A 14,876-nucleotide genomic window follows, 5' to 3' on the forward strand; every position below is an offset into this window, starting at 1 on the left:
AATCTATTGGGTATATATAATTCATTACTTATTCTCTTCTTCCGCTACGTCTGTTGCCCCTTTCTTCGCCACTACGCTGATTGACAGCTCTTGCAGAGAAGCAGGATTAGCAAAGCTTGGCGCATCGGTCATCAGACAAGCCGCCGCAGTGGTTTTCGGGAAAGCAATGACATCACGAATGTTATCAGTACCGGTCAGCAGCATCACCAGACGATCCAGACCGAAAGCCAGACCTGCGTGTGGTGGTGTGCCATATTTCAATGCGTCCAGCAGGAAGCCAAATTTCTCACGCTGCTCGTGTTCATTGATACCCAGAATACCAAACACCTGTTGCTGCATTTCGGTACGGTGAATACGCACGGAACCGCCACCTACTTCATAACCGTTAATCACCATATCGTACGCATTGGCGATAGCCGTAGTCGGTGCCGCAGCCAATTGCTCTGGGCTCATCTCTTTTGGTGCAGTAAACGGATGATGCATCGCCGTTAGGCCGCCTTCGCTATCATCTTCAAACATCGGGAAGTCAACCACCCACAGCGGCGCCCATGTTCCCAGTTTGGTCAGTTCCAGATCACGACCTACTTTCAGACGCAATGCACCCATCGCGTCAGTGACGATTTTGTTGCTATCGGCACCAAAGAACAGGATATCGCCGCTTTCAGCCTGAGTGCGAGCCAGAATGGCTTCCAGCACCTCTGCAGTGAGGAATTTCGCAATGGGGCTTTGTACACCCTCAACGCCGGCTGCACGGTCATTGACTTTCAACCATGCCAAGCCTTTCGCGCCATAGATGTTGACAAACTGGCCGTACTCATCAATTTGCTTACGGGTAACCTGTGCGCCACCGGGAACACGCAGTGCAGCGACACGACCTTTGACATCATTTGCCGGGCCAGAGAAGACTTTAAACTCAACCTCTTTAACCAGATCCGCAACATCCACCAATTCCATTGGGTTACGCAGGTCTGGTTTATCAGAACCGAAACGACGCATAGCTTCAGCAAAAGTCATCACCGGGAAATCACCCAGCTCGACACCGTTGGTTTCCTGCCACAATTCACGCACCAGTCTCTCCATCACTTCGCGCACTTGATCGGCGGTCATGAAAGAGGTTTCAACATCGATTTGGGTGAATTCAGGCTGGCGGTCAGCACGCAAATCTTCATCACGGAAGCATTTTACGATCTGATAATAACGGTCAAAGCCAGACATCATCAGCAACTGTTTAAACAGTTGTGGTGATTGTGGCAATGCATAGAACTTGCCTTTGTGTACCCGGCTTGGCACCAGATAGTCACGCGCACCTTCTGGCGTTGCCTTGGTCAGCATTGGGGTTTCAATATCGAGAAAACCATGGCTGTCCATAAAGCGACGGACAAAGCTGGTGATTTTTGCACGGGTTTTCAGGCGATCGGCCATTTCCGGGCGACGCAAATCCAAATAGCGATACTTCAGACGCTGCTCTTCAGTGTTGGTCTGATTAGAGTCCAGTGGCAACGGCTCAGAACGGTTGATGATATTCAGCGCATTGGCAAAGATTTCCACTTCCCCCGTCGACATATCTTTATTGATTTGGCTATCTGGGCGCGCACGCACGGTGCCGGTAATCTGGATACAGAACTCATTACGCAACTCTGAAGCCTGTTCAAAAGCGGCTTTATGGTCTGGATCGAAAAATACCTGAACGATGCCTTCGCGATCACGCATATCAATAAAAATCAGACCACCGAGGTCACGACGACGGTTAACCCAACCACAAAGTGTAACGCTTTGGCCCACATGGGACAGATTCAACTGCCCGCAATACTCAGTACGCATACAATATCCTTTTACTCAGCCGATGCCACACGCGTTATGCACTGTCCGTGCGACTGTTTTCTTAGGTGTTTTGGATTAAAGAGTCTTGAAAAATGGGGGCCATTATAAAGGAATTTCATGGTATAGATAAGAGCGAACGCACAGCTCAGGCATGACAAAATCCCTTTCAGCGATGTTTTAACACATCATTTAACAAATTTATCCCCTCACAAGGACCGCCCGATAACATATGCTAGCAACAACGGGTCAGCAGGTGGAACCGCTCATCCAGACTTTCGCATAATGATATTGAGGCGTAACAGAATGAAACTTGATGCAAAAACCACCGCACTGGTACTGATTGACCTACAACAAGGGATCTTACCTTTTGCCAAAGGCCCCTATAGGGCTGAACAGGTCATCGCCACCAACGCACAATTGGCAAAGCAGTTTCGCCTGCTGGGTGCTCCGGTGGTTTTAGTGCGAGTGGGTTGGTCTGACTCCTTCGCCGAGGCACTAAAACAGCCCGTAGATCAGCCAAGTCCTGCCCCCGAGGGTGGGTTGCCAGACTCATGGTGGACGTTCCCAGAACAACTCGCGGTGGCTGATCAAGATATCAAAATTACTAAACACCAGTGGGGCGCATTTTACGGCACAGATTTGGATTTACAATTACGCCGACGCGGCATAAAGACCATCGTATTGGCGGGGATTGCCACCAATATCGGTGTGGAATCAACAGCTCGTGCCGCTTGGGAGCACGGTTATGAGTTGGTGATTGCCGAAGATGGTTGCAGTACGGCGAGCAGCGAGATGCAGCAGTTCGCATTTACCCATATTTTCCCGCGGATATCCCGCGTGCGCAGCAGTAGCGAAATTCTTGCGGCCCTTAACGCGTAACGCTATAACGTCAGCGCAGCTAACAACGCTGTAGCGCCAAGTGATAAAAGTTTACCCAAATTAATTGGTGTTACAGCTAGGCAGCAAATGAATGAATCCCGATGAGCTGACATTAGTCAGTGATTCGGGTGAATGAGTGCAGCTAACAACGCTGTAGCGCCAAGTAAGAAGGGTAAAATATGTATATCGGACTGCCGCAATGGCAACATCCAACCTGGAACCGGCTGGGTATCAAGGATTTAGCTGACTATAGCCGCTACTTTAATTGTGTTGAAGGGAATACCACGTTTTATGCATTGCCACGGCTGGAAATAGTACAGCGCTGGCGTGATATGACGCCGGACAGTTTCCGCTTTTGCTTTAAATTCCCCTCGACGATTAGCCATCAGGCGGCTTTGCGCGAATGTGAGCAAGATCTACAGGCTTTTTATCACTGTTTGGCTCCACTGCATGAACGCATTGGCCAGTTGTGGTTACAGTTGCCCGCAGCATTTGGGCCTAATGCGTTGAACCATTTGTGGCAATTTCTCGATAAATTGCCCGCAGGCTTCAATTATGGGGTCGAAGTGCGTCATCCTGAGTTTTTTGCCAAAGGTGCTGCTGAGTTGGCGCTCAATCAAGGTTTGCACCAACGGTCAATCAATCGGGTAATATTAGATAGCCGCGCTATTCATGCCGCCAAACCGGCAACTGCGGCCGTACGGGATGCACAAAGCAAGAAACCCCGCCTCCCTGTTCATGCCGTCGTCACTGGCAGTCATCCCTTGGTGCGATTTATTGGTGGCGACCAAATAGATGATAATTTGGCTCTATTTTCGCCATGGTTACAAAGGCTGCCACAGTGGGAACAGCAATATCAGCCTTATTTATTCATTCACACACCAGATAACAGTGACTCGCCGCAGCAAGCACAAAAGCTATGGCAACAGTTGGCAGCACGCATACCGACGCTAGCAACCGCACCTGACTGGCCTGAACAAGTGACGTTGTTTTAAGCTCATCTTTCCAAACACTAAACTGAACCTCAAGAAATGACAATCCATCGATTTTTCTAGCGACAGTGACCCAACAGGCGGTTATCATTATTCCGCCAGTCTATGGTTGGGCAATGGAGTTGAAAATGGTTAGCTCGCTTTATGTCGTGTTGGGCGCACTGTTATTGATAAAGCTTTCATTTGATGTGGTTAAATTGAGAAACCAGTACCGGGTAGCTTATGGCGACGGCGGTTTTTATGAATTACAAACCGCTATCCGGGTACATGGGAACGCCGTAGAATATATCCCTATTGCTGTCATTTTGCTCATTATGATGGAGATGAACGGTGCTGAAACGTGGATGATCCATATCTGTGGATTAATGCTGATAGTTGGCCGCCTGCTACATTATTATGGTTTACGCCATCGCGAAATTCGCTGGCGTCGCTCCGGGATGAGTGCCACCTATGTTTCTTTGGTATTAATGGTTATAGCTAATATTTACTACTTGCCTTGGGATCAGATTTTCAGTCTGACCTGATAGGCTTATCGCTTGTTCCGTTGCGAGGTCCCCATCGCCGGAGTTCTATTAGTTTGGGCGGCTGACTACCGCCTTCACGCTCATCTGTGTCTATCAGCCCTCTTCTCACGCATTATCACGCTAATGCGTTTGGTTTTCTGTTATAATATGCGCCTTAAATTTCTTGTTAATGCCAATGACAGTCATGCCAAATCGCGACACTCAATCTCAAAACGACGCACAACGCCATCCGGCTGGGGCTATCGAGCCACTGCGTGACAGCCTATTTGCTGCCCCTATTGCCAAGTTAGGTGACTGGACCTTCGACGAAAAAGTTGCTGAAGTGTTCCCCGATATGATCCAGCGATCGGTCCCTGGTTACTCCAATATTATTTCGATGATAGGCATGTTGGCGGAACGTTTTGTGCAGCCTCACAGCCAGATTTATGATCTCGGCTGCTCGCTGGGTGCGGCCACCCTGTCAATGCGCCGTAATATTAAGGCTGAAGGTTGCAAAATTATTGCCGTGGATAACTCGCCGGCAATGGTCGAACGTTGTCGCCGCCATCTTGATGCTTTTCGGGCGGAAACGCCGGTGGAGGTTGTCGAGTCCGATATTCTGGATATTCGGCTGGAAAATGCCTCCATGGTGGTGCTTAACTTCACCCTACAATTCCTTGAACCGGCAGATCGCCAGCGGCTACTTAACCAAGTGTACCAAGGGTTACGCCCGGGAGGTGCTCTGGTGTTATCCGAAAAATTCAATTTTGAAGATAACGATATTGGCGAATTACTGTTCAATATGCACCTCGATTTTAAGCGCGCTAATGGCTATAGCGAACTGGAAATCAGTCAGAAACGCAGCATGCTGGAGAACGTCATGTTAACCGACTCGGTTGAAACCCATAAACAACGCTTGCATCAGGCGGGTTTTGAACACGCAGAAGTCTGGTTTCAATGCTTTAACTTTGGTTCTCTGATCGCCCTGAAAGCAGGAGAGGCGCAATGATTGAATTTGGCGATTTTTACCGGCTGATTGCCAAAGGCCCGTTAAGCCCATGGTTAGATACCCTGCCCGCTCAGCTCAGTGCCTGGCAGCGTGAGTCGTTACACGGCAAATTTAAAACCTGGTTTAATGCAGTAGAGCATTTGCCGTTACTTACACCGACCACCTTGGATTTGCGTGACGGTGTACGGGCCGAAATGTCCCCCCCGATCTCTGCCGGTCAGCGGGAAGGGATGGAGAATATGTTGCGTGCGCTGATGCCGTGGCGCAAAGGCCCATTCTCGCTATATGGGCTGGATATTGATACTGAATGGCGTTCTGACTGGAAATGGCAACGGGTGTTACCGCATATTAGCCCACTGGCTGGCCGTAGCATTTTGGATGTCGGTTGTGGTAGTGGATATCATTTGTGGCGCATGATTGGCGAAGGTGCCCATCTGGCCGTCGGTATCGACCCAATGCAGCTGTTTTTATGCCAATTTGAAGCTATTCGTAAACTGCTAGGGGGGGATCAGCGAGCGCATGTGTTGCCACTGGGTATCGAACAGCTGCCGGAACTTGCAGCCTTTGATACCGTATTCTCGATGGGGGTGCTGTATCATCGTCGCTCACCTTTGGACCACCTTTATCAGCTCAAAAATCAGTTGGTCAGCGACGGTGAACTGGTACTTGAAACCTTAGTCGTTGCAGGCGATAGCCAACAGGTGTTAGTCCCGGGTGACCGTTACGCTCAGATGCGCAACGTATATTTCATTCCATCGGCACCGGCATTGAAAGCCTGGTTGGAAAAGTGTGGGTTTGTCGATGTCAGGATCGCTAATATGGCGCTGACCACCACCGATGAACAACGCCGTACTGACTGGATGACCAGCGAATCGTTAGCCGAGTTTCTTGACCCACATGACCCGAGTAAAACGGTAGAAGGCTACCCTGCTCCCCTCCGAGCGGTATTAATCGCGCGTAAGCCATAATAAGGCAGCCCCGGCGTAATTGGCCGGGGCAGTGTACAACGGTTGGCAGCACGCTTGAAAGAGCTAGGCACTTTGTGAAAGAGGGCGGCCCATCACTAATAAACTCTTCATTGCCTCAACGACATCACCATCAACACAATAATGGGCAAACTCATCAACATCACTGTCAGCACACATAGTGACGCCCGCTTTGCGATATTTCATCGTCGATGGGACCGCCCGCCCGGCAGAGCTGTGCAGCTCACGGATACCGGCATCAATAAACTTTTGCATATTCGTCAAACGAACCCCAGCGCCCGCCATGATAACCGGCCCTTTATCCTGAGTTGCAGCAAGCAAATCTTTTAATAACGCCAACCCCAGCTCAGCATTTGGCTGCTGGCCCGAGGTTAAAATCCGCGCCACATTCAGGTCAGTTAATTGCTGTAAGGCAATCATTGGGTTCTGGCACATATCAAATGCCCGGTGGAAAGTGACCGCCAATGGGCCACTGATGGACATTATCTCCCGCATCCGTGGCATATCAATGTGGCCGTCGGTATCCAGTACACCAACCACTACGCCCGCAAATCCCATATCACGGATTCGCGCGATATCATTTTTGATGATTGCAAAATCATTATTGCTATAACAAAAATCGCCACCTCGAGGCCTTACGATAGGATGCACCGGAATAGTAACAGTTTCATTGGCTTGCATTAATGTACCAACGCTGGGTGTTAAGCCCCCTTCGGACTGACCGCAGCACAATTCAATCCGGTCGGCTCCTGCCTTTTCTGCTATCTGCGCGCAATCAACGCTATAGCAACAAATTTCCAATATAGTCATTCTCTCTCCCGTTTGACGAACGCCACTGCGACAGTATTTATACCCGCTTACTTACGGGCATATAAATAAGAACTAAATAATTTACCTGTTGAATAAATAGCGAAGATCGCTCTCAAGTAAAAACAGAAACTAATAACACATACTTAAGCGTTTACTATGGCACTCATTTTAAATCTATGAGTAGATGTCAGTCACAGTGATAACCATAAGTGAAAGTCGCTATCAAAATAAATAACCCATTAACGTTAAATATTGCGCTCACTGGCTATAATTTGCCGCAAAGTATAGGGATGGAACTTAATGGTTATCTCACCATCACTCACCGCCAGTGTCGGGTTGGCTAAGCGCTCATGTTCCCCTTGTGGAGAACTGAATTTCTCGCTGATACCCTCCGGTAATGTGGCTGGCAATAAAGCACGAGCACGTGACCTCAAGGTATGCGGGTCCCCTGGCAAGACTAGCTCGATATGCTCCCATCCCTGATGGGGGTAATGCGTTTTCCCCGGATAGGGTAATTCCACGCAATCGATCAGCCATGGCCCGACCACCAGAGGTTGAGCCAAGTCGAACAGGTAAATCACCCGACCATTAATCAGTGTCTCGGACATCAAATCACCGCACTGCGCTAACCCACTGCGCCAACGTTGCGCGGTTTCGACTTGGTGGCAACGTAACGAAATATGATCAGCGCTAAATTGCATTAAATCCAAATTCAATCGCGTGGCGAAGCGAGCCAGTTTTTGCTCAAAGCATGGTAAGTCAGTAAATAAGTCCTGTAATTCGGCAATATCTTTCAGGCTACGCATCCGGCTCTCCTTTTGAATTGTTATTGCGGGCAGTAACGCGGCCATAATCTACCGTTATTACCGCTAATCAGCCATATTTAATCTAACCGTTTTGTTCTTTCGCATTCGCCATTGCTAATAAAATAACCGGTTAATCTATTTAGCCATGAGATTAGCGACAACCACTGGCCTGATGCTGACGCCGAGGGTCAAATATGGTATAAATCCTGCCATCTTGTGACTAACCCTCTGCCAGACGGCTCTGCCGCCCATCATTTTTGTGGTGAAAGGCTTTGGCCTTGTTTGAATTAACTGGCACAGAGATTTTCTTGTGCGTCATTAATCTGTCTTTTGTGCGTAATTAAGGTAACCCGGTGAATATTCAGGCTCTTCTCTCAGATAAAGTCAGCCAGGCGCTGATTGCAGCAGGTGCTCCAGCAGATAGCGAAGCTCAGGTTCGCCAATCTGCTAAAGCTCAATTTGGCGATTATCAAGCTAATGGTGTAATGGCCGTTGCCAAAAAACTTGGCATGCAACCAAGGCAACTGGCAGAAAAAGTCATCGAGCTGCTTGATCTTTCAGGCATTGCCAGCAAAGTTGAGATTGCCGGCCCCGGTTTTATCAATATTTTTCTGGACCGCCAATGGGTTGCAGAAAAAGTAGAACATGCGCTGACGGCACCGAAACTCGGTGTTGCACCGGTAGAACCGCAAACTATCGTGGTTGACTACTCGGCACCCAACGTGGCTAAACAGATGCATGTCGGCCACCTGCGTTCAACCATCATCGGCGATGCAGCGGTGCGCACTTTAGAGTTTCTGGGCCACAATGTTATTCGCGCTAACCACGTGGGTGACTGGGGAACCCAGTTCGGCATGTTGATTGCCTATTTGGAAAAGATGCAGAACGAAAATGCCAGTGATATGGGCTTATCGGATCTGGAGCTTTTCTATCAGCAAGCCAAGAAAACCTATGACGAAGATGAAGCGTTTGCCCAACGCGCCCGCGCTTATGTAGTGAAACTGCAAGGCGGTGACGAGTATTGCCGTCAGATGTGGCGCAAGTTGGTGGATATCACCATGGCGCAAAACCAGATTGCCTACGATCGGTTAAATGTCACACTGACCAAAGATGATGTAATGGGTGAAAGCCTGTATAACGCCATGTTGCCGGGTATTGTTGCTGATCTGAAAGCCAAAGGGCTGGCGGTGGAAAGCGAAGGCGCAACCGTGGTGTATCTGGATGAGTATAAAAATAAAGATGGTGAGCCAATGGGCGTCATCATTCAGAAAAAGGATGGCGGTTACCTCTACACCACCACAGATATCGCTTGTGCCAAATATCGCTATGAAACCTTGGGCGCAGACCGCGTGCTGTATTACATCGATACCCGTCAGCACCAGCATCTGATGCAGGCCTGGACTATCGTTCGTAAAGCCGGTTATGTTCCTGAGTCAGTACCCCTTGAGCACCATATGTTTGGCATGATGCTGGGTAAAGACGGTAAACCGTTTAAGACGCGCTCCGGCGGTACAGTGAAGCTTGCCGATTTATTGGATGAAGCTATCGAGCGTGCCGGCAAATTGATTGCCGAGAAAAATCCTGATATGCCCGCAGATGAACTGAAGCAGGTGGTGGACGCCGTTGGTATTGGTGCGGTGAAATATGCCGACTTGTCTAAGAGCCGCACCACTGACTATATCTTCGACTGGGATAACATGCTGGCACTGGACGGTAACACGGCGCCTTATATGCAATATGCTTATACCCGCGTGGTTTCAGTATTTAAGCGTGCCGGTATTGATGAAAGCAACCTGACATTGCCATTGGTTATCACTGAAGACCGTGAAGCAGCACTGGCTACCCGCCTGTTGCAGTTTGAAGAGGTCATCACCACGGTGGCCCGTGAAGGCACACCACATGTGATGTGTTCATACCTGTATGATTTAGCAGGCTTGTTCTCCAGCTTCTACGAACACTGCCAGATCCTGAATGCAGAAAGTGAAGAGATCCGCCAAAGCCGCCTAAAACTGGCGATGCTGACAGCAAAAACACTGAAGCAAGGTCTGGATACTTTAGGTATTCAGACGGTAGAACGGATGTAATTGGTAGCTACATCTATATTCTCGATTCTCGTCGCCCGGCAAAATACAGGGCGGCGGGTATATCAGTGAAAAGGCACCTTTAGGTGCCTTTGTTATAATACGAGCCAGCAGATTAAATCACCGACCGCTAATTACTCTCAGGGACGTCAGGCATAATAAACTCTCCGCTTGAATAATTAAAAATTCCGCCCTGAATATTGTTATTCTTGTTAGTATTATAGGGTGCGCGTATCAGTAACTTTTTCCCTGAATCTGCATCAGCGAGGGTGCCACGGGCGACACCCAGGATAGTAGATGCAAGATTAAAACCACCACCACCCTGATGATAGCTATTACTTATATTCCCCACGTGCAGTTCTTTGATATTAGCAATAACTTTACTCTCCGCGTTATTTATTTGAGCGGCGATCAATGTCGTTTTTCCTAACACCTTAATATCAGCGATTTTTTGCGCAAAAATACCTGACAGATGATCGACGGCATCATTTTTAACTATATTGACATCTAAATTAGCATGGCCTGCGAATCCAGCAGGGCCGGTTAATCCTGTTTTAAATTTATCGCCAAGAAAACGGGCCGTCTTATCTGCGAGGTTTCGTGAGTGAGTTTTGTTTGATAGTGGCGGCAATGCTACAGTTTGCTTATCTTTGCTAAAACTAACACCTCCCATGGTATCTTTGGCCGGAAATTTTTTATTGTATGCGGTACCCATTTTATTAATACCCTTGGTTAACACATTCTTAATTTCCCCCTCAAAGCGCTTGGTGCCAATTTTCGATAGATTGCTGATCACACTGCTATTTTTATCATTTGTATGACTCAGGGCAAAATTGACCAATACCTCCGTGATATCTTGTTTATCTTTCCGGCTTTCTATATTGAGATCACCACCGACATCAACGAGTGCGATATCTGCCGAGACATCAGCACCCAACATGCGGGTATCTTTATGACTTTTGAGTGTGAAAGTGCCCGTCTTTATATGGGTGTTTTGGTGCTCAACGACATCTTGCTTATCGACAGCCACTTTTATTCCTGCACCAGTATAATGACTTTTACTGCTACTATTTTTATCAACAAGACCATTGCTGTCTTTATTAAACTTACCGGTTAGCACTAAGTCGGCATTAATATCAAAGTTCCAATTATCTTTTGGCAACACAGTTAGCGCAGACTCCATCAATATGCCCCCTTGATTGGTATTGATATCCATTTTTTTTGCATCAACCTGTAGCCCTTGAGTATAAATCGCCTGATTATCATCACTGTGCGCCTGCAATGAAACCACCCCGGCACTGTATATATTCATTCCTTTACGGACCACTTTGGATTCATTGACTTTATCTGCATTGCCATCACCGCCAATGAAACCCATTTTGCTGCTATCAGTCTCAGAAGCGGCGACCTTACCTCCGACTCTGATATTCCCACCGGCTTTAAGACCATTATTAGCGCTGTCTGACAGCGAGGCTCCTAATATTAATTTTTGACCTGCCATCATCTGAACATTGCCAACCTTGGCTTTTTCATTACCTATTTTAGTCCCAATGAGAGTAATGTTACTCGCATCTAAAGTGACAGCATGCCGTGCCTTTATTTGACCCACTTTAGCATTTGACTCATGTCCATGACTCTTTTGGTAACCTCCTCCCAATTCAAGGCGCAACTCTTTAGACCCCACACCACCGCCTACGGCTAATTTACCTTTCCCATGAGTGCCTGTGGCGTTATTACTGCGGTTATCAATGACCTGATCAAAATGTATATCCCCACCAGATTTAATATGAATCCCCCCTTGCTCAGAAGAGATTTCCGTCGCTTGATAATAGGCATTGCCAATTGTGTTAATCAGCACATTACTACCCGCCTTAATAGATGAGGGTAACAACACGCTGCTCGCGCTATCTTTTTCAGACGTCTCGCCTGCGGCTGATAATGCTACTTTTATGTCTTTACCTGTCATGGTTGAGACCCGAATCGCGCCTTCCCCCTTCTCATTTTCAATATTATTTTGACTGGAGTTTATTGCTGCATGACTGAAATGATGGCCTGCGTCCAAACTAAACAGTCCGCCTTGCTTATTAATACCCTTGGCGTGATACTGTGTGCCATCATCAATGATATTTTCTCTGGCAAGCAAAGTAATATCTGCGGCGGCTATTTCTGTTACTGAAGCCAATGAGCTGAGACCTGATTTAGTCGTCTTACCACCACTGGCATAGATATCCACACCAACGTTAGGATCTGAAATTCCTTTGATACTCCCTGTGCCGCCTAAATGATGAAGTACATTCGCAGGGTCCTTTATGACTTTTTCTATTTGCCGGGTATATTTACTGTAATTAATATTAAAACCTAGCCCTGCTTTAATTTCTTTTTCAGTGCTGTTACTGATAGTTTTATCATTGCTGGCCATATGATAGATATTTTTCGCTCTTTCATAATATTTCCCACTAACCTGATGCTGAGCGCCCTGATGAGTGATATCCTCTCCAGCAGTAATCGTCATATTTCCATTTATATCAGTCTTTGCGCCAATACTGGTATTAGTTAGCTCATGGCTCTTATTATTACTATATTTACCTTCAACACCACTACCAAATTTATCTATTCCGCCATCATAATGTGCACCACCGGAGTAAATGGTACGCTCTTTATCCGTCATATTGGAATCAATTGCAGCCAGGAACTGGATCCCTTCTTTAGCCGATAACGCCAAGTCCCCCTGATTTGTTTTTATCGCAGTACCGTAAAACCTAATGTCTTTATCCGCATTAATATTGATTGTCTTTCCCATTAATGTGGCAAAATGACTCTTTGTTTTACTGTTTTTTTCTTTGTTATTAACATGTTTAATTTCAAACCCTGCCCGGTATTGCTTATCTTTCTGTTTCTTAGCGAACCATTCCCAACTAAGACGACTGTCTTGTTCATCACTTTGTTGTTGTTGGCGAGCTGCCGTGACAACGAAGTTACCCTTGGCATCGATGTCTAATTTACCGCGAGTATTAACCAATGCACCATCAATAAAGACATTATTTGAATCTAAAGCAACGCCGTTCCCTGATGTTATCTCAGTATCAATAAAACGCTCATTGCTGTTCTTCTTGTTGTTAGAATCTATGATAATATTAAATGCAACACCTGTTTCTTTGCTAGAGCGTTCGCTTGTTTTATTAAGTACCCCTGCCAAAATCAGATCGCCTGACGCTTTAATCGATGTATCATTTAACGCATTAACTTTACTAGCAATAATAGAAATATTTTCATTGGCGTTGATATAAACCTTGTTGCTAGATAACTCTGACGGTTCATTGATATAAGTATATTTTTTATCTGAATCTCTTTCACTGCCTCCTAACGCGTCCCATTGAGTAAAGCCCGTATAACTCACTTTGGAATTTTCAATTTTTTGTGGATTTACGCTAATATTATTACCACTATTTAATTTAAGATAGCCATCTACATTAACTTTCACGCCAGCAATATTGATGTTCCGCCCAGCCTTCAACTCAGCATTTCCATTAGCATATATATTTGTTTTACCTAACGTCTCAAATGTAATTAATTCTCTTGTATTGCCATTTTTTAGATCCCCCCCCAGATCGTTCATTACAACTAATTTATCAGTCGTTTCCTTGCCAATATGCCCGCTGAGAAGCAAATCACGACTTGCATCCAATTTTGTGTCACCGCCACTTTTTAGATTCGTGCCTTTTATAACCAAATCTCCATCAGTAGCCTCAATATTTAAACTATCGATACCGAGTATTAAACTCTCGTCGAATTTCTTCACACTTTGAGTATATTCGGTAATTTTATCACCAATGCCATCACCCTGTTTATCTGAATCTATAATGGTTTTCTTTTCACGCGCCAAACCCTCAATGATTACGGTAGAGCCTTTGACTAATACATCATGTGCCCTAAATGTAACACCGGTTAATTGGTTATTTTCGCTTGCGGTAATGTTAATATTACTGCTGTCCACAAAAATAAGTTCGTCTGTTTTATTCGATCCTTTTGTGGATACAGGGTCTTTAGCCATGATTATATTCTTGGCTTGTAGATCAATAGATTCTCCCTTTACAACATCGCTTTGTAGCCAGATGGTGCCCGCTGCATTGATATTTAGTTCCTCTTGGGCAGTGATATCCCCCACCAATGTCAAACCACTCTCTTTACGGGTATCGATGAGTTGAATACGATTTGCCGCAATGCTGCCAAGGAAATATCCGTCAATCATAGTCTCGTGGGCTTCTGTAGTATCAGACTGGAGTACTTCATTTTGGCTAGAAACCCTGTTTTGCCCAACAATAACATTAACATCCTTAGCCGCCCGAATAGCACTGTCAGCATCGATAGTCGGGGTAATTAACGTCAATACATTAGCCAGATCGGTGGCAGCGGTGTTCTTTATTGTCATTCTTTGTGTGTTGTTTGCAGTATCAAATTGCTGTAATGCCCCGTTATTTACCACCGACTGACCCACCACCAGGGTTACCTGATTGAAATTAGGATCAAAGCTACACCCATCACAGCTAATACCATTCGGATTTGCCAGAACGTAGTCAGCGGCCATACCAACAACTTGCTGCCGCCCCAATAACAGCGAGGCATTACGACCAACCACTTCATTTAGAATCAAACTGGCTGCGTTGCCTTGCAGATTGGGGTTGGCACCGAGTTGCCCCGCATTTGAATTAACACTTTCCAAGGAGTTATTAAATACCGCTCCTTCACGGCCTACATTGAACGCCTCATACTGATTGTGAGACATTCCCGATGCCGAAGGTGGGGCGATATTAATCACTGGCACCCCATTGGTAGCAACATGGATATCAGGGCCATGCGCCCCTGCTGTCGCTGCCAGACTCGACTCCGCTGCGTGAATAACAGATATTGGCGTTAGCATCATCGCCAATAGAACGGTTAATTTTCCTGCTGGTGAAAGTTTAAATTCTTTTTTTCTCATGAGTTATTACC

The 14,876-nt window shown here is 46.5% G+C and carries 10 protein-coding genes; 6 read left to right on the forward strand and 4 right to left on the reverse strand.

Annotation, left to right across the window (positions count from 1 at the left end; genetic code table 11):
• Positions 1–24: 24 nt before the first annotated feature.
• Positions 25–1,821 (reverse strand): aspartate--tRNA ligase, encoded by a 1,797-nt coding sequence (gene aspS, locus A6J66_006590; protein ID PNM23896.1) that lies wholly within the window; start codon positions 1,819–1,821, stop codon positions 25–27.
• A 282-nt stretch (positions 1,822–2,103) separates the two neighbouring features.
• Here aspS and A6J66_006595 point away from each other — a divergent pair, with 282 nt between their 5' ends.
• The 5 genes from A6J66_006595 (at position 2,104) to A6J66_006615 (ending at position 6,172) form a co-directional block, all read left to right on the forward strand.
• Positions 2,104–2,700: a hydrolase gene (locus tag A6J66_006595; GenBank protein PNM23897.1), complete on the forward strand. Its 597-nt coding sequence runs from the start codon at positions 2,104–2,106 to the stop codon at positions 2,698–2,700.
• A gap of 179 nt (positions 2,701–2,879) precedes the next feature.
• On the forward strand, positions 2,880–3,695 hold the full coding sequence (locus A6J66_006600) for a DUF72 domain-containing protein (protein PNM23898.1): 816 nt from the start codon (positions 2,880–2,882) through the stop codon (positions 3,693–3,695).
• A gap of 125 nt (positions 3,696–3,820) precedes the next feature.
• Positions 3,821–4,216, forward strand: a complete 396-nt coding sequence (locus tag A6J66_006605) for a hypothetical protein (protein ID PNM26916.1) — start codon at positions 3,821–3,823, stop codon at positions 4,214–4,216.
• Positions 4,217–4,400: 184 nt separating this feature from the next.
• Positions 4,401–5,204: a carboxy-S-adenosyl-L-methionine synthase CmoA gene (locus tag A6J66_006610; GenBank protein ID PNM23899.1), complete on the forward strand. Its 804-nt coding sequence runs from the start codon at positions 4,401–4,403 to the stop codon at positions 5,202–5,204.
• Complete coding sequence (locus A6J66_006615) at positions 5,201–6,172, forward strand: tRNA 5-methoxyuridine(34)/uridine 5-oxyacetic acid(34) synthase CmoB (GenBank protein PNM23900.1); 972 nt, start codon at positions 5,201–5,203, stop codon at positions 6,170–6,172. Before A6J66_006610 ends, A6J66_006615 begins: the two co-directional genes overlap by 4 nt.
• Positions 6,173–6,235: 63 nt before the next feature.
• Here the strand turns inward: A6J66_006615 and A6J66_006620 are convergent, their stop codons facing one another.
• Both A6J66_006620 and A6J66_006625 read right to left on the reverse strand, forming a co-directional pair.
• Positions 6,236–7,000: a copper homeostasis protein CutC gene (locus tag A6J66_006620; GenBank protein PNM23901.1), complete on the reverse strand. Its 765-nt coding sequence runs from the start codon at positions 6,998–7,000 to the stop codon at positions 6,236–6,238.
• A 245-nt stretch (positions 7,001–7,245) separates the two neighbouring features.
• Positions 7,246–7,806: a VOC family protein gene (locus A6J66_006625; GenBank protein ID PNM23902.1), complete on the reverse strand. Its 561-nt coding sequence runs from the start codon at positions 7,804–7,806 to the stop codon at positions 7,246–7,248.
• A gap of 353 nt (positions 7,807–8,159) precedes the next feature.
• On the opposite strand from A6J66_006625, the gene A6J66_006630 reads away from it, so the two are divergent.
• On the forward strand, positions 8,160–9,890 hold the full coding sequence (locus A6J66_006630; GenBank protein PNM23903.1) for an arginine--tRNA ligase: 1,731 nt from the start codon (positions 8,160–8,162) through the stop codon (positions 9,888–9,890).
• Between the two features lie 127 nt (positions 9,891–10,017).
• Here the strand turns inward: A6J66_006630 and A6J66_006635 are convergent, their stop codons facing one another.
• Positions 10,018–14,865, reverse strand: coding sequence for a hemolysin (locus A6J66_006635; GenBank protein PNM23904.1), 4,848 nt, complete (start codon positions 14,863–14,865; stop codon positions 10,018–10,020).
• Positions 14,866–14,876: the final 11 nt, after the last annotated feature.

Source organism: Yersinia enterocolitica, assembly GCA_002082245.2.
Classification (GTDB): domain Bacteria; phylum Pseudomonadota; class Gammaproteobacteria; order Enterobacterales; family Enterobacteriaceae; genus Yersinia; species Yersinia enterocolitica_E.

What these genes read in the sequence shown, in the direction of transcription:
- A6J66_006620 (PNM23901.1), bottom strand. Translation starts at nt 7,000, where the DNA reads ATGACTATATTGGAAATTTGTTGCTATAGCGTTGATTGCGCGCAGATA.
- A6J66_006595 (PNM23897.1), top strand. Translation starts at nt 2,104, where the DNA reads ATGATATTGAGGCGTAACAGAATGAAACTTGATGCAAAAACCACCGCA.
- A6J66_006605 (PNM26916.1), top strand. Translation starts at nt 3,821, where the DNA reads ATGGTTAGCTCGCTTTATGTCGTGTTGGGCGCACTGTTATTGATAAAG.
- A6J66_006625 (PNM23902.1), bottom strand. Translation starts at nt 7,806, where the DNA reads ATGCGTAGCCTGAAAGATATTGCCGAATTACAGGACTTATTTACTGAC.
- A6J66_006600 (PNM23898.1), top strand. Translation starts at nt 2,880, where the DNA reads ATGTATATCGGACTGCCGCAATGGCAACATCCAACCTGGAACCGGCTG.
- aspS (PNM23896.1), bottom strand. Translation starts at nt 1,821, where the DNA reads ATGCGTACTGAGTATTGCGGGCAGTTGAATCTGTCCCATGTGGGCCAA.
- A6J66_006635 (PNM23904.1), bottom strand. Translation starts at nt 14,865, where the DNA reads ATGAGAAAAAAAGAATTTAAACTTTCACCAGCAGGAAAATTAACCGTT.
- A6J66_006615 (PNM23900.1), top strand. Translation starts at nt 5,201, where the DNA reads ATGATTGAATTTGGCGATTTTTACCGGCTGATTGCCAAAGGCCCGTTA.
- A6J66_006610 (PNM23899.1), top strand. Translation starts at nt 4,401, where the DNA reads ATGCCAAATCGCGACACTCAATCTCAAAACGACGCACAACGCCATCCG.